General features: G+C 55.0%; 19 protein-coding genes. 15 read left to right on the forward strand and 4 right to left on the reverse strand.

The window, feature by feature from the left end:
* Positions 1–24 precede the first annotated feature (24 nt).
* The 3 genes from AD668_RS17180 (at position 25) to AD668_RS17190 (ending at position 4,531) form a co-directional block, all read left to right on the forward strand.
* On the forward strand, positions 25–1,092 hold the full coding sequence (locus AD668_RS17180; RefSeq protein WP_053160751.1) for a polysaccharide biosynthesis/export family protein: 1,068 nt from the start codon (positions 25–27) through the stop codon (positions 1,090–1,092).
* A 260-nt stretch (positions 1,093–1,352) separates the two neighbouring features.
* Positions 1,353–2,354: a UDP-glucose 4-epimerase GalE gene (gene galE, locus AD668_RS17185; RefSeq protein ID WP_053160752.1), complete on the forward strand. Its 1,002-nt coding sequence runs from the start codon at positions 1,353–1,355 to the stop codon at positions 2,352–2,354.
* 140 nt (positions 2,355–2,494) lie between these two features.
* Positions 2,495–4,531 (forward strand): CDP-glycerol glycerophosphotransferase family protein, encoded by a 2,037-nt coding sequence (locus AD668_RS17190; RefSeq protein WP_053160753.1) that lies wholly within the window; start codon positions 2,495–2,497, stop codon positions 4,529–4,531.
* Between the two features lie 490 nt (positions 4,532–5,021).
* On the opposite strand, the gene galU is transcribed toward AD668_RS17190, so the two are convergent.
* Complete coding sequence (galU, locus tag AD668_RS17195) at positions 5,022–5,861, reverse strand: UTP--glucose-1-phosphate uridylyltransferase GalU (protein ID WP_053160754.1); 840 nt, start codon at positions 5,859–5,861, stop codon at positions 5,022–5,024.
* A gap of 286 nt (positions 5,862–6,147) precedes the next feature.
* Between galU and AD668_RS17200 the strand changes: the two genes are divergently transcribed.
* Together AD668_RS17200 and AD668_RS17205 are read left to right on the forward strand one after the other, a co-directional pair.
* Positions 6,148–6,336, forward strand: coding sequence for a hypothetical protein (locus AD668_RS17200; protein WP_053160755.1), 189 nt, complete (start codon positions 6,148–6,150; stop codon positions 6,334–6,336).
* Between the two features lie 137 nt (positions 6,337–6,473).
* Positions 6,474–6,755, forward strand: coding sequence for a hypothetical protein (locus tag AD668_RS17205; protein ID WP_053160756.1), 282 nt, complete (start codon positions 6,474–6,476; stop codon positions 6,753–6,755).
* A gap of 11 nt (positions 6,756–6,766) precedes the next feature.
* Here the strand turns inward: AD668_RS17205 and AD668_RS17210 are convergent, their stop codons facing one another.
* On the reverse strand, positions 6,767–6,997 hold the full coding sequence (locus AD668_RS17210) for a hypothetical protein (protein WP_053160757.1): 231 nt from the start codon (positions 6,995–6,997) through the stop codon (positions 6,767–6,769).
* Positions 6,998–7,066: 69 nt separating this feature from the next.
* A complete protein-coding gene (locus AD668_RS17215) occupies positions 7,067–7,423 on the reverse strand; it encodes a hypothetical protein (protein WP_053160758.1) in 357 nt (118 codons plus the stop codon).
* A 202-nt stretch (positions 7,424–7,625) separates the two neighbouring features.
* On the opposite strand from AD668_RS17215, the gene AD668_RS17220 reads away from it, so the two are divergent.
* The 5 genes from AD668_RS17220 (at position 7,626) to ada (ending at position 10,764) form a co-directional block, all read left to right on the forward strand.
* Positions 7,626–7,928 carry a DUF1883 domain-containing protein gene (locus AD668_RS17220; protein ID WP_007946189.1) on the forward strand — a complete coding sequence of 101 codons (303 nt, stop codon included), beginning with the start codon at positions 7,626–7,628 and terminating at the stop codon, positions 7,926–7,928.
* Positions 7,929–7,955: 27 nt separating this feature from the next.
* A complete protein-coding gene (locus AD668_RS29515) occupies positions 7,956–8,132 on the forward strand; it encodes a hypothetical protein (protein WP_156322361.1) in 177 nt (58 codons plus the stop codon).
* A 105-nt stretch (positions 8,133–8,237) separates the two neighbouring features.
* Positions 8,238–8,942 (forward strand): 2OG-Fe(II) oxygenase, encoded by a 705-nt coding sequence (locus tag AD668_RS17225; RefSeq protein ID WP_053160759.1) that lies wholly within the window; start codon positions 8,238–8,240, stop codon positions 8,940–8,942.
* Positions 8,932–9,612 carry a DNA oxidative demethylase AlkB gene (gene alkB, locus AD668_RS17230; RefSeq protein ID WP_053160760.1) on the forward strand — a complete coding sequence of 227 codons (681 nt, stop codon included), beginning with the start codon at positions 8,932–8,934 and terminating at the stop codon, positions 9,610–9,612. Before AD668_RS17225 ends, alkB begins: the two co-directional genes overlap by 11 nt.
* A gap of 87 nt (positions 9,613–9,699) precedes the next feature.
* Positions 9,700–10,764: a bifunctional DNA-binding transcriptional regulator/O6-methylguanine-DNA methyltransferase Ada gene (gene ada / locus AD668_RS17235; RefSeq protein WP_053160761.1), complete on the forward strand. Its 1,065-nt coding sequence runs from the start codon at positions 9,700–9,702 to the stop codon at positions 10,762–10,764.
* On the opposite strand, the gene AD668_RS17240 is transcribed toward ada, so the two are convergent.
* Complete coding sequence (locus AD668_RS17240; protein ID WP_053160762.1) at positions 10,765–11,748, reverse strand: MDR family oxidoreductase; 984 nt, start codon at positions 11,746–11,748, stop codon at positions 10,765–10,767.
* 585 nt (positions 11,749–12,333) lie between these two features.
* Here AD668_RS17240 and AD668_RS30015 point away from each other — a divergent pair.
* From AD668_RS30015 to modC, 5 genes are all read left to right on the forward strand, one after another.
* Positions 12,334–12,633 carry a hypothetical protein gene (locus tag AD668_RS30015; RefSeq protein WP_053160763.1) on the forward strand — a complete coding sequence of 100 codons (300 nt, stop codon included), beginning with the start codon at positions 12,334–12,336 and terminating at the stop codon, positions 12,631–12,633.
* Positions 12,634–12,737: 104 nt separating this feature from the next.
* Positions 12,738–13,802 carry a nitronate monooxygenase family protein gene (locus tag AD668_RS17250; protein ID WP_053160764.1) on the forward strand — a complete coding sequence of 355 codons (1,065 nt, stop codon included), beginning with the start codon at positions 12,738–12,740 and terminating at the stop codon, positions 13,800–13,802.
* A gap of 152 nt (positions 13,803–13,954) precedes the next feature.
* Complete coding sequence (gene modA, locus AD668_RS17255) at positions 13,955–14,722, forward strand: molybdate ABC transporter substrate-binding protein (RefSeq protein WP_053160765.1); 768 nt, start codon at positions 13,955–13,957, stop codon at positions 14,720–14,722.
* Positions 14,723–15,403 (forward strand): molybdate ABC transporter permease subunit, encoded by a 681-nt coding sequence (gene modB / locus AD668_RS17260; protein WP_053160766.1) that lies wholly within the window; start codon positions 14,723–14,725, stop codon positions 15,401–15,403.
* Between the two features lie 3 nt (positions 15,404–15,406).
* Positions 15,407–16,486, forward strand: coding sequence for a molybdenum ABC transporter ATP-binding protein (modC, locus tag AD668_RS17265; protein WP_053160767.1), 1,080 nt, complete (start codon positions 15,407–15,409; stop codon positions 16,484–16,486).
* The last annotated feature ends 38 nt before the right edge of the window (positions 16,487–16,524 follow it).

Consider the following 16,524-nt stretch of genomic DNA (forward strand, 5'->3'; position numbering starts at 1 on the left):
CCCCTTCGCCCCCTGAACTTGAGCATGCGAAACAGCGCTGTTACGGGCTTGATGCTGATGACCCTGACGTTGGCAGGGTGCGGCGGCACCCTGTCCGGTGCCGGCCCTTACAAGGGCGACATCGAAAGCAAAGAGCAAAACAGCGCTTACAACCTGGTCGAGATCAACGCCAACACCATCGCCCCGTACATGCGTGGCGAAGTGCGCCCTGTGCAGGCAAGCGTTGCCAAGCCAGTGCCCACATCGGTCCGGTTGATGGCAGGTGACACCCTCAACGTGCTGATCACCGACAACGCACCGGAAGGCTCGGCAGTGTTCGCCCCACTGTCCACCGGCGGCACCCAGCTGAAAACCCGCATCGACGACCAGGGGATGATCTCCCTGCCTTACGTCGGTCGTCAGTTCGTCGCCGGCATGACACTCAACCAGGTTGAGGACATGATCCGCAAGCAACTGAAAGGCGTAACCACCGATGTGCAAACCCACGTAGAACTGGTTGGCGACCTCTCGGGCTCGGTACTGGTAGCAGGCGCCGTCAAATCGCCTGGCCGCTTCAGTACCCTGCAAGGCCCGCTGACTCTTCTTGATGCCGTTAACCAGGCTGGCGGTCCGGTACTGGAACCACACTTGGTCAACGTTACCGTGCGCACCGGCAGCCAGGTTCAGCAGTTCAACTACGAAGACGTGTTGGCAGGCAACAACATGATGCTGCGCCCGAACTCGGAAGTGGTACTGGATCGTGCACGTCAGCGATTCGTTGCGATGGGAGCTGTGAGTGAGCCCGGCCTTCACGACCTGCCGGCTCAAAACGCCAGCTTGCTGGATGCCTTGGGTTCGGTTGGCGGCCTTAAAGAAGCGAATGCAAACCCTCAAGGCGTGTTCGTATTCCGTATGGGTGAAAACAGTAACAAGCCGACTGTGATGCGCATCGATATGCGCGACCCTGCCGCTATTTTCTATGCCCGCCAGGTCATGGTTAAGCCGGATGACACTATTTATGTCACCAATGCCGCCGTGTATGAATGGCAGAAAATTATCGGGCCTATTGTGCAGACAATGGTGTTGGGACGAGCGACTGGCCTTACTGAGTAATCCTGCATCGATACATACATTCCAGAGAGGGTGATCCATGCCCTTTCTGTCGATACTTTTTATCTACTAAATGACTGCCTAGCATCAACGCGACGCAAGGCATTTGGTTGCCTCGCAGTGTTACAATAAGAAATACAGCCAACAATTGTCAACGCTTTATTGGCGTCAAAAAAGAGCAAATCATCAATTAGCTTTAGTCACCCGTGTAATGTCATTTTGCATGCACAGTGAGATAAATAAATCACAAGGATCGAACACGTATGGCCATGAAGCCGAAAATTCTAGTAACGGGCGGTGCAGGCTACATAGGTAGTCACGCGGTACTAGCGCTTCTCGACGAGGGTTACCCCGTCGCCGTTATTGATAACCTGACCACTGGTTTTCGATGGGCCGTACCTGATGGAGTGCACTTTGTTGAGGGCGATATATCCGACAAACCTTTAGTTGAAAAACTGCTACGCGAACAAAATATTGGCGCGATCATGCACTTTGCTGGCTCAATTATCGTTCCGGAGTCAGTGGAAAACCCACTGAAATACTACTCCAATAACAGTTCTAAAAGCCGAGATCTTATTGAAACTGCAGTCCAATGCGGTGTCGCTCATTTCATATTTTCTTCGACAGCGGCAACCTATGGTATTCCGACGCAAAGCCCGGTCAGCGAGGAAAGCCCTAAGATTCCAATCAATCCTTACGGCATGTCGAAACTGATGACAGAGATGATGCTGGCTGACGTATCGAAAGCCCATCCTCTGAATTTTTGCGTATTGCGTTATTTTAACGTTGCTGGCGCAGACCCTCTCGCACGAAGCGGGCAATCGACTGAGGGTGCTACGCACCTAATAAAAGTTGCCGTAGAGGCAGCACTCGGCAAACGAAGTCACGTGTCAGTATTCGGCAATGATTTTGACACCCCGGATGGAACTGGCGTGCGTGATTACATCCACGTGTCCGACCTAGCAAACGCACACGTTCTTGCACTAGAGGCACTGTTAAAAACGCCTGAACGTAACTACACATTAAACTGTGGTTATGGCCGAGGCTTTTCCGTACTTGAGGTTCTAGACGCAGTAGATCGCGTAACTGAAATGAAAATTGATCGGCATGTTGAAGCGCGCCGCGCTGGAGATCCAGACTCACTCATTTCCGACAATCGCGCCATCATGACCGCTCTACCTTGGCGACCACAATATGCAAACCTTGACCAGATCATCAGTCACGCACTCAATTGGGAACGAAAACTGTCTGACATTCGTAAATAATCCACATGAATGGAAGCGCATAACCTGCTTATGAAAGCTTCAAAAATAAGCCAGGAGACCAAGACGATGCTGCGAAAATGCGACCGAAAATTTATACGCCTCAACAAGCAAGAATTGATTGAATCAGAAGGAGTGCCACAATGAAGGACGAGCGAACAAGGCAGATCATTACATCATTTTTACTGCGAGAGGACAAAGAGGCGTCCGACCTTAGCACGGCTCCTGACTCGCATTTTCTAATAGATATTAGTCACCATGAAGACAGCTTCTTCATATACGCTGTTACAGATAAACAAAATGGGATTCCTGAGAGAATATTCAACAGACCCAGAGGCAAAAAAAGACAATCATGGCCCACGTCGGTATGTTACGCCGATGATCAGTTGTTTATCTACAAGCTTATAATACCTGCAGACGAATTAATTTCAGGCGGCCGCTTTTTTATTGAAAAAAATAAAAGCTGGGTTCGCGCTCTGAATCCATACAACTCGCAATTAAAACTACCAGAAGGTTGGAGTTTTTCACCCTACCACTTATACGCCACCTACGATCTAGCCGAAAACCCAAAGGAATGGATACAGCGAGCCTTCATACGCACAGTTTCGGCCGATAAAGGCAAGTTGATATTTGAAGGTGTGTTAATCACCAACTATGACCCTGTCGGTGCATCGCTAACAATACGAAAATTCCGTGACGGTGGATTTTCTTGGGATTTCCCGCTTGAAATTGTAGATGCGCATCGAGTCTGGGGACGTACAGCCAACTCATATTCTACTTACAGAAATGAGAAAGCTTATAAGTTCAAGTGCGTAGTTGAATTACCATGGCAAGACTTAATAAGCTCTATCTATACCGCAATAATACATATTGGCGAAAGAAGTACTGGATTATTTCCGTTCAACCAGACATTCTCCAAGAAAAATGGCTTACTTGAAATAGCCGACCGAGCCATCCATGCATATATGGATGTGGTGGCTAACAACGTCCGCATTGACATCTACGATTTTGATAAAAAGTTTGCCATCAAAAGCATAGATAAAGCCAGAAAGGAAAAAACACTATCTGACACACCTGTTTGCCTCATTGGTGAATACACCAATGCCGCACGAGACAACGGGTTACGCCTATTTCAACGCGCTAACTCCTCTCGAGAAATTGAGTATTGGTATGTCGGTGAAGAAAGTTGCGGAGTCAGCGGTTACAGATTCGTCAAATTTGGAAGCAAGAAACACTTTGAGCTATCTCTACAGGCTAAATGTGTAGCCTTCACTCACCACCCAAATTATGTCCTTCCCATTTTGCCATGGATAAGCCGATCAGATCGCGGCCCGAAAACGTTGTTTTTACAACACGGGGTGACAGCTCTGAAAAATAGTATGCCGTCTTATCACTCCTCGAAGAGGCAGTTTGATGCGTTTGCAGTTTGTTCTGAACGTGAACAGCGCTCCGTTTCCATCGCTTGTGATTACCCACTCGCCTCTGTTCATGTAGTCGGCATGCCCCGTCTTGACAACCTGATGGCGATGTCGAAAAACGTCATAGGCGAGCGGAACGACGTTCTAATATTCCCCACATGGCGTAGGGGCTTGGATAAAATGAACGGGGAAGAGTTTTATAATACTGACTTTTATAAAATGTGGTCTGATGCAATGCAACGCATTCGACGCGCATGCCAACAGAGCGGAAAACGAGCCGTATTGGTTTCACATCCAATTATTGGTCATCATGTGGAGTATTTCAGAGAGTTTGTCGACAACGTCATCGATATTGAAAACGTACAAGAAGCGCTGTGCTCTGCTTATGTATTAGTAACTGACTACTCTTCGATATGTTTTGATGCGGTTTATATTGACATCCCCGTCGCCTTCTTCACTTTCGACGAAGCTGAGTATGGCTTCCAAGAAGGTGCTTTCATTGATACCAACTCTGAGCTGCCCGGACTTCATTGCAGCACGATAGAGGACCTCAGTGAAAATCTATCCAACATGGAGGACTTTGCATCACGTGCTCGCCAATGCGCTCAATCCAGGATGCCTTTGTACTTTGAGAATGTGGACACTGCAAACTGTGATCGAACACACGATTTGATCGTAACGCTCTCTACTGATCCAGCCAAACGCAACAATACTGATAGCCAGACCAAGAGTCGAAACACTATATCCGCTCAACCCACCTAAACAAAACAAGTCGAAACCCTATTTATGAGAGACCAACCTCAGATGGGATTGAAGCTGTAGTTAGAGCTGATATTAAAATCCTCGCGATAAGTGAAGAGTCAAACGTCAAAAAAAAACAATAAAATCGAATGACTCTTCGCTACCTTCATACCGCAGTTCACACCACCGCCCGGAACGCCTACCCCTCCCTATCGTTTGCGGACTAATTTCTTGCGAATCTGTAAAACTGAGCCGCTGACCATGCCTGCTTCTGAAATCCTTGCGTACTTATGACCCCATCGTTTGTAGTGGGAAATATTTGAAGTTGGAATACAAAAATGGACACGAGGTTTAAACGCTAGATTGTTCTTTGAAACGCTTACCAAGCGGACTGACATAAAAAATGCTCCGAGCGAATGCAACGGAGCATTTTTTTAGAATTTTAATACCAATCTAGAATCTGGCATTACGTTTAAGTTCGCGATTGAATTCAATAAAGCTTCACAAACTATCAGTAAGCCTTACCCGCCTTGTAGAAGTTCTCGAAGCAGAAATTGGTCGCATCGATGTAACCTTCAGCTCCGCCGCAGTCGAAACGCTTGCCTTTGAACTTGTAGGCCATCACACAACCGTTCTGGGCTTGTTTCATCAGGGCGTCGGTGATCTGGATTTCGCCACCCTTGCCTGGCTCGGTCTGTTCGATCAGGTCGAAGATGTCCGGGGTCAGGATGTAGCGGCCGATGATGGCCAGGTTTGACGGTGCATCTTCAGGCTTTGGCTTTTCAACCATGCTGTGGACACGGTAGATGTCGTCGCGGATCATCTCGCCAGCGATCACGCCGTACTTGTTGGTCTCTTGCGGGTCGACTTCCTGGATGGCCACGATCGAGCAGCGGAACTGCTTGTACAGCTTGACCATCTGGGTCAGCACGCCGTCACCGTCGAGGTTGACGCACAGGTCGTCCGCGAGCACCACGGCGAACGGTTCGTCGCCAATCAGCGGACGGCCAGTCAGAATCGCATGGCCCAGGCCTTTCATTTCGGTCTGACGGGTATAGGAGAACGAGCACTCGTCGAGCAGCTTGCGAATGCCGACCAGGTATTTTTCCTTGTCGGTGCCCTTGATCTGGTTTTCCAGTTCATAGCTGATGTCGAAATGGTCTTCCAGGGCGCGCTTGCCACGACCGGTGACGATGGAGATTTCGGTCAAGCCCGCATCCAGGGCCTCTTCAACGCCGTACTGGATCAGTGGCTTGTTCACCACCGGCAGCATTTCTTTAGGCATGGCTTTAGTCGCTGGCAGGAAGCGAGTACCGTAACCGGCTGCTGGGAACAAGCATTTCTTGATCATAAAAGTCCTTGAAAGGGCTGTGTGTACGAGTTTCGGCGCAGTCTAATCAGCCAGTGAGCACCTTACAATGCCCAGCGCTGGCTAACCGATGCCAACATAGAGAAATATTTGCTCGGATAGTTCCCCGTGGGTTACGCAGTCAGCTGCGCAGCTCTTAGGGATAGCAGAGACTCGCAGAATTGCACGCGCCCCACCGACATAAACCCCGCGCCTCAACCTCATCAGCACCGATTGCGTGCGTTTGGCGCTATCATGGCGCAATTGAACCAGCCAACGAGGCAAATAGATGTCGGCAGCAAAAAGCGTCAACGGGTACCTGATCAACAAGGCTAAAGATGGCCAATGGTGGGTCGACAGCGTCGGCGGTGAAAATATCGCCGGTCCTTTCCCTTCCGAAGCGATGGCAATCGAAGTGGCATCGGTGTTGCAACTGGAACATCCGGAACCCAAGCGACGCGGCAAGGACAAGAACTGATCGTCCCGTGCACGATCGTAGCCCTGCCATCGTGCAGGGCTTTTTTGTGAGCGCCCGCGAAGAAGTGGCCTTTCGCTATAACCTTTTGCCTGCGGCGCTGTCATAACCCTGGCCTACCCCCTGACGACGACCACGACATGACAAAATTTTTGCCTTTGATCGCATTACTGGCCCTGACCGGCTGCGCGACCTCCGAACAAACGTACCTGAACAATGGCGAGCAAGGCCTGGCAATTGATTGCTCTGGAGAAGCCAACTCCTGGGCCGCTTGTTACGAAAAAGCAGAAGCCTCTTGCGCGGGCACCGGCTACCGGATTGTCGGCACCGATGGAACGCCTTCACTCAAGGAAAGCGAAAAGACCCTTGGCGCCGACGTAGGGAACTACAAGAACCGCAGTGTCGTGGTGGTCTGCAAGTAAGGCGCCCTGCCCTACATGTGAATCTCGGCGAATTTGATCCCCAGACCGCGTATGGTCTCGATCAGCTCGTCGAGACTGACGAAGGATTCGACTTCGTCGTTTTCATCGACCAGAAAAAAACTGCGACCGGCGCTTTTTTTGAAAAACACGATCCATTCGCCGGGGTCAGCCGGACTCTGAATCACATGGGTCGCAGAGATCAGACCCTCTGCATGGCATTCCCGTACCCGCTCTCGCTTCATACTCGACTCCATAAATGACAATGCCGCCCAAACCTCGCCCGGACGGCATCGATAACGCTCGACAGTCTATCAGCCGGAAATGCACGCGTTCACGGCATCGCTGACATCTCGGGGACGTACCGGAACGTTGGACATGCTCTCATGCAACTTGATGCTGCTGCCGCCAGAGCGTTCTTCGATATCGATGACGGCGGCCGGCCCCGAGGAAAACTTCTGCGGCACAATCACTCGCTCGCCGTCCTTGTGGGGTTCGATTTGCAAGGCGCCTCGGCTTTCGGCCAGCTTCTGGCTCAGGCACTCGGAATACTCATGGGGTTTCTTGCCTGAAATCACGTTCATGGTCGGCAGCGACTCGTTGATATCGGTGACACTTGCACAACCACTCATCGCCAACGCCCACGGCAGAACCCAGTAACCCCACTTCATACAAAACCTCCGATAAAGACTGTCGGACAGCGCAATGGCGTTTTTTCTCCGGGATATTGCGCTTCGAATGCACAATTACTGCTTTTATTGCCTTCAGGACCCTTCCCGGCCGGATAATTAGCTGTACGGGCTGATAAACTGCGCGCCATTGACCCATGCTATCGTTTTGATTTTGTAGAAAAAGCCCTTCTGGAGGCGCCCCATGAAATTTATCCATCAGCGCGAGCACCTCAACGAAGACGACATCGTCGTCATTCAATGCTCCCAAACGTGCAACATCCGTTTAATGAACGACGCCAACTTCCGCAGCTTCAAAAATGGCGGTCGTCATACCTATCACGGCGGCGCGTTCGATACATTCCCGGCTCGCATCACGGCGCCGAGCACCGGTTTCTGGAACATTACGATCGACACGGTCAACCGCCGCCCCATCAGTGTTACCCGCAAACCCACGCTGACTCATTCGATCAAAATCATCCGTCGCTCCAGCACTAAACTGAGCTGAGAGACAGACCGATATAAAGAAAGGCAAATGAACGTGGCTCAAACGACCAAATACGTCATCAAATACAAACTCAATGGCGAACGCCGCTTCGAGTTTGCGCAACTGGAAAATGGTACGGCTGAAGAGGCCAAAGCGGCGCTGGACGCTCTCCACGGTCCTGGCGACGATGTCATCAGCGAAATCAGCGTCAGCAAAGCGCTCTAATCAGCGCTTTGAGTGAACCCGACGCCTGAGTTCGACCGCAAGTGTCAGAGTGCGCAAGCCATTCCCACCTCTTAAGCTGGTCACCTCAAGCATCGAGGATCGGCAATGAGCGAGCGCTACCTGGACAAGCTGGACTGGCCCGGGCTGGAACAGCAGCTGGACGAGGATGGCTATGCGCTCATCCCGTCTCTGTTGAGCCGCAAGGCGTGCGATGAAGTGAGCGCCTTGTACGGTCAATCCGAGCCATTTCGCTCAGAGATCGTGATGGCTCGCCACGGTTTCGGTCGTGGCGAGTACAAGTATTTTGCTTATCCGTTACCCGATCTCGTAGCCCGCTTGCGCAGCGCGCTCTATCCACGACTGGTCCCTATCGCCAATCGCTGGCATGCGCAGATGAGCCTGCCTTCGCGCTTTCCTGAATCCCATCAAGACTTTCTTGATCAATGTCATGCCGCCGGTCAGAAGCGTCCGACACCCTTGTTGCTGCAATATGGGCCAGGGGACTACAACTGTTTGCATCAGGACTTGTATGGCGAACACGTCTTCCCACTGCAAGTGGCAGTTGTGCTGTCAGACCCGGCACAGGACTTCAACGGTGGCGAGTTTGTAATGACCGAACAGCGCCCGCGCATGCAGTCACGTCCGATGGTCATTGGTCTGAAAAAAGGCGACGGGCTGATATTTGCCGTCAACCAGCGACCGGTCAAAGGCGTTCGCGACTATTACCGGGTGACGCTGCGTCACGGCGTCAGTCGCCTGCACAGCGGAAAACGGCATACCCTTGGAATCATCTTTCACGATGCGCTATGAGCTTATGAACCCGCATACGTTCGACCTGTTCACCGATGCCGAGCCAGAACAACAGCCCAAATGCGTGAAGATCGGCGAACAGTCCTGCGTGCTCAGAGGGTTCGCCTTACCCTGGCTGGACCGCGTGTTGCCTGCTCTGGAAGACGTCCTCATCGCGGCTCCGTTTCGCCAGATGGTCACGCCGGGCGGCTTTACCATGTCAGTTGCCCTGAGCAGTTGCGGCACGCTCGGCTGGACCACTGACCGCAGCGGATACCGGTACACCCGCCACGATCCGCAGACGGGAAAACCCTGGCCGGCGATGCCCGAGGTGTTCTTGCAGCTGGCACGATCGGCCGCCTGTGAGGCCGGATTTTCGGACTTCGTGCCTGACTCCTGCCTGATCAATCGATATATTCCCGGGGCGAAGATGTCTTTGCATCAGGACAAAGACGAACATGACTATGGGGCGCCCATCGTTTCGGTATCGCTGGGTCTGCCGGCGATGTTCCTGTTCGGCGGTTTTGAGCGCGGCGATAAAAGCCAGCGCATTCCATTGCTGCACGGCGACATCGTGGTGTGGGGTGGTGTCGATCGCTTGCGTTACCACGGCGTGCTGCCGATCAAGGCGGGAACCCATCCGCGACTGGGTGAGCAACGCATCAACTTCACGTTCCGCACTGCAGCCTGAACGCTGCGAGTTCGACCGCAAGCGCCGGAGTGCGATGCCACTGTCACGCGGGTTAACGTTCAGTAAATCCCTCAACGGACATGAGCCATGAGCAGTCAATCGAACCCGATCAACGCCGAAACCGATCCGCGCTGGGCTGCCGTTGTCGCCCGCGATCCCAAGGCAGACGGGCAGTTTGTCTACGCGGTGAAAACCACGGGCATCTACTGCAACCCCAGTAGCCTGGCGCGTTTGCCCAAGCCGCAGAACGTCGAATTTTTCGATACCGCCGAACAAGCGCAGGCTGCCGGATACCGACCGAGCAAGCGTGCTACGAAGGATCAAAGCGATGTCGCAGCGCAACATGCCGCCACTGTCGCTGCCGCATGCCGCCACATTGAAAACGCACCGACGCTTCCGGCATTGAGTGAACTGGCTGATGCCGCAGGACTGAGCAGTTTCCACTTCCATCGGGTGTTTAAAGCCGTCACCGGCCTGACACCCAAGGGTTACGCGACGGCTCATCGTTCCCGCCGGGTAAGAGAACAGCTGGCCCATGGCAGTTCAGTGACTGACGCTCTTTATGAAGCGGGCTTCAATTCCAACAGTCGTTTTTATGAAGCAGCGGATCAATTGCTCGGCATGAAGCCTGGCGATTACCGCGCAGCCGGTCAGAACAACGACATTCGTTTCGCTGTCGGCCAGTGCTCGCTGGGGGCGATTTTAGTGGCGCAGAGTGAACGTGGCGTGTGTGCGATCTTGCTGGGTGATGATCCGCACCAACTGGTGTGCGATCTGCAGGACAAGTTTCGGCGCGCCAACCTGATCGGTGCCGATCATGAATTCGAGCAACTGATCGCCAGGGTCGTAGGGTATATCGAGGCTCCGGCAATGGGCCTGGATTTGCCGTTGGATGTCCGCGGTACGGTGTTCCAGGAGCGGGTCTGGCAAGCGCTGCGCGAGATTCCCGTCGGCAGCACCGCCAGTTACGCCGACATCGCTCAGCGCATCGGATCGCCCAAAGCTGTTCGCGCCGTGGCTCAAGCCTGCGGCGCAAACAGTCTGGCAGTGGCGATTCCGTGCCATCGCGTGGTGCGCAGCGATGGCAACTTGTCGGGCTATCGCTGGGGCGTCGAGCGCAAACGTCTGTTGCTGGAGCGCGAGTCGCAATAATCAGCGATTCACATCCACCACGACCCGCCCGCGCAACTGGCCGGCAAGCAAGCGCGGAGCGGCGTCGATGGCTTCGCCCAAACCGATTTCATGACTGATCAGCGACAACAGATCGAAGTCCAGATCCGTGGCCAAACGATTCCAGGCTTCGATCCGCTTGGCTTTCGGCTGGGTCACGCTGTTGATGCCGGCCAGGGTCACACCCCGCAAAATGAATGGGGCAACGGACGCCGGGAAGTCCATGCCTTGCGCCAGGCCACACGCGGCGATGGTGCCGTTGGCCCTGGTGCTGGCACAGGCGTTGGCGAGGGTATGACTACCGACTGAATCGATGACCGCCGCCCAACGTTCCTTGGCCAAGGGCTTGCCCGGTTCGGACAGCGATGCACGGTCGATGATTTCGCGGGCGCCCAGTCGTTTGAGGTAGTCATGCTCCGACGGGCGCCCCGTGGATGCGACCACCCGATAGCCAAGCTTGCTCAGCAAAGCGATGGCGAAACTGCCTACGCCGCCGTTGGCCCCGGTGACCAGAACCTCGCCTTGTTCCGGCGTCACACCGTTATGTTCCAGTGCCAGGATGCACAGCATCGCCGTGTAACCTGCCGTGCCGACCGCCATCGCCTGGGCAGCGGTAAACGCCGTGGGCAGCGGGATCAGCCAGTCACCGTTCAGGCGAGCCTTCTGCGCCAACCCACCCCAATGTCCTTCACCCACGCCCCAGCCATTGAGCAGGACTTCGTCACCGACCTTGTAGTCCGTATGCCCGCTGACTTCGACCGTCCCTGCCAGATCTATCCCCGGCACCATGGGGAATTTGCGCACCACCGGGCTGCTGCCGGTGATCGCCAGGCCATCCTTGAAGTTCAGCGTGCTGTACGCAACACGCACGGTGACATCGCCCTCGGGCAGTTGATCGTCATTGATCTCTTGCAGTGTGGCCCGGTAACCGTTGTCGTCTTTGTCGATCAAAATACCTTTGAACATTGCGGCCTCTCAATGGAATCAATCAGGGGGGGGCATTTGAAATAACACAAGGCAACGTTTTGCCGTACTCGAGTTTAAGCCAACCGGCGAAAACGCCGGGCGATTCGAACAACGGCAACTATGCTTTTTTTTCGGTCTTTAAAAGCCGATAGTAGCGGTCCCGTCGATGGAGCTGACAATGTCTGGAATGCGCTTGTTCACCGCTACACACCCTGGACAGGCTGGACGTTCGGTTTTGGTTTCGGCTGGAGTTGGGGTGGCAGCACGGTCGCCGTGGGTTGGGGTTGGGGTGCCTACCCATGGTGGGGCAATTACGGTTGGGGTTATGCCTGGGGTCCGCACCGCTACCCCGCCCCGATGCCTTGAGGTGGTGCAGCTTACGGCTATCGCGGAGGCGCCGTTGCCTGGGGACCGGGTGGTTGGGCGGGAACCACCGGTAACGTCTACCGGCAGTGGGGCGATCGCGCTTCGGTCCGCCGCTATGGCGCTGGGTACAATGCCTGGACCGGCAATCGCTGGGTCGGTGAAGTCGGTGCTTCCTGTAATTCACGGACCGGCATCGCGGCGGCGGGTCAACGTGGCGCGGTGCACAACGTTTACACCGGCAACTATGCGGCAGGTCGCAGCGGCGCGCTGAAGGGTCCTGAAGGGGGGGCAATGGCCGACCAGCACGTGACGGCAGGCAACGCGCGCAACGGGGCCCAGGTCACCGCCAATCGCGGAGCGGTTTACACCCCGAACACCGGCAACACCACCCAGTATGGCGGTATCCATAATCGCAACTGCGGCATCGCTCACGTCGGCAACGATCGATTCAACAACTATCACTCCTCATCCCAGTTGATGAATCACTCTTTCGGTGGCGGTGGATTCCATCGACGCTGATAGCTGACACGCGAAGCGAAAAGACGACTGGCCTCGCACCAGTCGTTGCGTTACAAATCTGTCCTACCGTCCCGCCCCGGATTCACCGTCGGAGAACACTGCACATGAACCAATGGCCAGATACCCGCATTCTTGATTTGCTCGGAATCGAACTGCCGATTATCCAGGCCCCCATGGCCGGCGCTACGCTGTCGTCCATGGTCATCGAAGCCAGCAACGCCGGCGGCCTGGGTTCAATGCCGGCCGCCATGCTGAGCACCGAACAGTTGCGCGAGGAATTGAAAACAATCCGCCAACACACCCAGCGTCCAATCAACGTCAACTTTTTCTGCCATCGTCCCTCGGCACCTGACGAACAGCGAGCACAGGATTGGAAAAACCTGCTGCAACCCTACTATCAGGAGCTGGGCGTCGACTTTGATGCGCCGACCCCGGTTTCCAACCGCGCGCCTTTCGATAATGCCGCGTGTGAAGTCATCGAAGAACTTCGCCCCGAGGTCGTGAGCTTTCACTTTGGCTTGCCGGAAAAAGCTTTGCTCGATCGCGTGAAGGCTACCGGGGCAAAAGTACTGTCGTCGGCCACCACCGTAAAAGAAGCAATCTGGCTGGAACAACACGGCTGTGACGCCATCATCGCCATGGGCTATGAAGCCGGGGGGCATCGAGGAATGTTTCTCAGCGATGACCTGAGCAGCCAGGTCGGGACTTTTGCATTGGTTCCTTTGATTGTCGATGCGGTGAATGTGCCGGTGATAGCTGCTGGCGGCATCGCTGACGCACGCGGAGTTGCCGCCGCATTCATGCTTGGCGCTTCGGCGGTGCAGGTGGGGACGGCGTATTTGTTCACGCCGCAAGCGAAGGTCAGCGCGTCCCATCACAAGGCATTGCGCACTGCCAGGGAAAGCGAGACGGCACTCACCAACATTTTCACTGGCCGTCCGGCGCGCGGAATCCTTAATCGGGTGATGCGTGAACTCGGGCCGATGAGCGCCAAGGCGCCAGCCTTTCCGCTTGCCGGCGGCGCGCTTACGCCATTGCGAGCCAAGGATGAAGCGGATTTCAGCAACCTTTGGGCCGGGCAAGCATTCAATCTGGGCGTAGAACTGTCCACCGCTGAACTTACCAAACGCCTCGCCGAAGAGGGTTTGGCGAGGTTACTGCGTCGCTAGATCTCACACCTTTCGCCGCTGACACGGCTCGGTCAGCGGCGACAAAGTTTCGACTGGCAAATATTCGGCGTTCCGTTTGCATACAATTCGCTATATATTTCTGTACATAGCGAATTACCCCCAGTTGCATTTGCCTACGACGGAGCCGTTTCATGAACCTGCGTGCCTCACGTTTCGCCCCTACCTGCCTCGCATGCCTTGTTACCGTATTCGCCCTCGGCTCCGCCCAGGCGGACGAAGTCCAGGTAGCCGTGGCCGCCAACTTCACCGCGCCGATCCAGGCCCTCGCCACCGACTTCGAAAAAGACACCGGGCACAAACTGGTCACCTCCTTCGGTGCGACAGGCCAGTTCTACACCCAGATCAAAAACGGCGCGCCGTTCGAAGTGTTCCTCTCGGCAGACGAGAGCACACCGAAGAAACTTGAAGCAGAAGGCGATACCGTCAAGGGCTCGCGCTTCACCTACGCGGTCGGCACTTTGGCACTGTGGTCGGCTAAAGAAGGTTATGTCGATGCCAAGGGCGAGGTACTGAAAAAGAATGAGTACCAGCATCTGTCCATCGCCAATCCGAAGGCCGCGCCTTATGGCCTGGCAGCGACTCAGGTGTTGGCCAAAGAGGGCCTGACCGAGAAGGTCAAGGACAAGCTTGTTGAAGGCCAGAACATCACCCAGGCCTACCAGTTTGTCTCCACCGGTAACGCAGAACTCGGGTTTGTCGCGCTGTCACAGATCTACAAGGATGGCAAAATCACCACCGGCTCTGCCTGGATCGTACCGGCCAGCCTGCACGACCCGATCAAACAGGACGCCGTAATCCTCAACAAGGGCAAAGACAATCCGGCTGCCAAGGCCCTGGTCGATTACCTCAAAGGTCCAAAAGCGGCCGCTGTCATCAAGTCCTACGGTTACGAGATCTAAATGTCCCTCACGAGTGCCGACTTTTCCGCCATTTGGCTGACCCTGAAACTGGCGTCCCTGACGACCGTCATTCTGTTGATCGTCGGCACTCCGATTGCCTTGTGGTTGTCGCGCACTCAATCCTGGTGGCGCGGCCCGGTTGGCGCGGTTGTCGCCCTGCCCCTGGTGCTGCCGCCCACGGTGATTGGTTTTTACTTGTTGCTGGCCCTCGGACCTCACGGGTTCATCGGACAGTTCACCCAGTCACTGGGACTGGGGACCCTCACGTTCAGTTTTGCAGGATTGGTGATCGGTTCGGTGCTGTACTCGATGCCGTTTGTGGTGCAGCCACTGCAAAACGCCTTTTCCGCAATTGGTACCCGACCACTGGAAGTGGCCGCGACGTTGCGCGCCAATCCATGGGACACTTTCTTCAGCGTGACCCTGCCTTTGGCTCGCCCCGGATTCATCACGGCGGGCATTCTCGGTTTCGCTCACACCGTCGGCGAGTTCGGCGTGGTCTTGATGATCGGCGGCAATATTCCCGATAAGACTCGCGTGGTGTCGGTACAGATCTACGATCATGTCGAAGCCATGGAATACGCCCAGGCTCATTGGCTCTCCGGGGCGATGCTGGTGTTCTCGTTTGTTGTTCTGCTGGCGCTGTACTCCAGCCGTAAAAGCAAAATCGGCTGGAGCTGATCGATGATTCACATGCGCCTGAAACTGGCTTATTCGGGTTTTGCCCTGGATGTCGATCTGCAACTGCCAGGGCGTGGCGTCACGGCGCTTTATGGTCATTCGGGTTCGGGCAAGACCACTTGCCTGCGCTGCATCGCCGGTCTTGAACGCGCCGATGAAGGCTTTATCCAGGTCAATGACGAAGTCTGGCAAGACAGCGAACAGAACATTTTCGTGGCACCACACAAACGCGCCTTGGGTTATGTGTTTCAGGAAGCCAGTCTGTTTCCCCATTTATCGGTACTGGCCAATCTTGAGTTCGGTCTCAAACGTATTGCGAAGCACGAACGACGTGTCGACATGGCGCATGCCACCGAATTACTGGGAATCAGCCATTTGCTGGACCGGCATCCGCAGCACCTTTCTGGCGGCGAACGTCAACGTGTCGGGATGGCCCGTGCCCTGCTCACCAGCCCAAAACTATTACTGATGGACGAGCCACTGGCCGCGCTGGACGCCCAGCGCAAAAGCGAGATCCTGCCCTACCTGCAACGGTTGCACGATGAACTCGACATCCCGGTGCTGTACGTCAGTCACTCCCAGGACGAAGTGGCGCGGTTGGCCGACCATATCGTCCTGCTCAGCGACGGCAAGGCACTGGCCAGTGGCCCCATCGGCCAAACCCTGGCTCGCCTCGATTTGCCGCTAGCGCTCGGGGACGACGCCGGCGTGGTGATCGAAGGGTGCGTCAACGCGTATGACACCCACTATCAATTGCTGACCCTGCAAATGCCCGACACCACGCTGAGTATTCGCGTGGCCCACACGCCACTGGAGGTCGGTCATACATTGCGCTGCAAGGTTCAGGCACGAGATGTCAGCCTGAGCCTGCACAATGTCGAGCAAAGCAGCATCCTCAATCGCTTGCCAGTCACCGTTGTCAGCGAATTGAACGCCGACAATGCCGCTCATGTCTTGATACGCCTTGATGCCGCAGGCACTCCGTTACTCGCACGCATTACGCGCTTTTCGCGGGACCAGCTAGGTATTCATCCCGGCCAGCAACTCTGGGCGCAGATCAAAGCGGTGGCGGTACTGGCCTGAAATTCTCGGCACGAGCGCAGCGGCGTGGGGTCAATGAC

The sequence above is a fragment of the Pseudomonas sp. P1.8 genome (genome assembly GCF_001269805.1).
Lineage (GTDB): Bacteria > Pseudomonadota > Gammaproteobacteria > Pseudomonadales > Pseudomonadaceae > Aquipseudomonas.

What these genes read in the sequence shown, in the direction of transcription:
- AD668_RS17180 (WP_053160751.1), top strand. Translation starts at nt 25, where the DNA reads ATGCGAAACAGCGCTGTTACGGGCTTGATGCTGATGACCCTGACGTTG.
- galE (WP_053160752.1), top strand. Translation starts at nt 1,353, where the DNA reads ATGGCCATGAAGCCGAAAATTCTAGTAACGGGCGGTGCAGGCTACATA.
- AD668_RS17190 (WP_053160753.1), top strand. Translation starts at nt 2,495, where the DNA reads ATGAAGGACGAGCGAACAAGGCAGATCATTACATCATTTTTACTGCGA.
- galU (WP_053160754.1), bottom strand. Translation starts at nt 5,861, where the DNA reads ATGATCAAGAAATGCTTGTTCCCAGCAGCCGGTTACGGTACTCGCTTC.
- AD668_RS17200 (WP_053160755.1), top strand. Translation starts at nt 6,148, where the DNA reads ATGTCGGCAGCAAAAAGCGTCAACGGGTACCTGATCAACAAGGCTAAA.
- AD668_RS17205 (WP_053160756.1), top strand. Translation starts at nt 6,474, where the DNA reads ATGACAAAATTTTTGCCTTTGATCGCATTACTGGCCCTGACCGGCTGC.
- AD668_RS17210 (WP_053160757.1), bottom strand. Translation starts at nt 6,997, where the DNA reads ATGAAGCGAGAGCGGGTACGGGAATGCCATGCAGAGGGTCTGATCTCT.
- AD668_RS17215 (WP_053160758.1), bottom strand. Translation starts at nt 7,423, where the DNA reads ATGAAGTGGGGTTACTGGGTTCTGCCGTGGGCGTTGGCGATGAGTGGT.
- AD668_RS17220 (WP_007946189.1), top strand. Translation starts at nt 7,626, where the DNA reads ATGAAATTTATCCATCAGCGCGAGCACCTCAACGAAGACGACATCGTC.
- AD668_RS29515 (WP_156322361.1), top strand. Translation starts at nt 7,956, where the DNA reads ATGAACGTGGCTCAAACGACCAAATACGTCATCAAATACAAACTCAAT.
- AD668_RS17225 (WP_053160759.1), top strand. Translation starts at nt 8,238, where the DNA reads ATGAGCGAGCGCTACCTGGACAAGCTGGACTGGCCCGGGCTGGAACAG.
- alkB (WP_053160760.1), top strand. Translation starts at nt 8,932, where the DNA reads ATGCGCTATGAGCTTATGAACCCGCATACGTTCGACCTGTTCACCGAT.
- ada (WP_053160761.1), top strand. Translation starts at nt 9,700, where the DNA reads ATGAGCAGTCAATCGAACCCGATCAACGCCGAAACCGATCCGCGCTGG.
- AD668_RS17240 (WP_053160762.1), bottom strand. Translation starts at nt 11,748, where the DNA reads ATGTTCAAAGGTATTTTGATCGACAAAGACGACAACGGTTACCGGGCC.
- AD668_RS17250 (WP_053160764.1), top strand. Translation starts at nt 12,738, where the DNA reads ATGAACCAATGGCCAGATACCCGCATTCTTGATTTGCTCGGAATCGAA.
- modA (WP_053160765.1), top strand. Translation starts at nt 13,955, where the DNA reads ATGAACCTGCGTGCCTCACGTTTCGCCCCTACCTGCCTCGCATGCCTT.
- modB (WP_053160766.1), top strand. Translation starts at nt 14,723, where the DNA reads ATGTCCCTCACGAGTGCCGACTTTTCCGCCATTTGGCTGACCCTGAAA.
- modC (WP_053160767.1), top strand. Translation starts at nt 15,407, where the DNA reads ATGATTCACATGCGCCTGAAACTGGCTTATTCGGGTTTTGCCCTGGAT.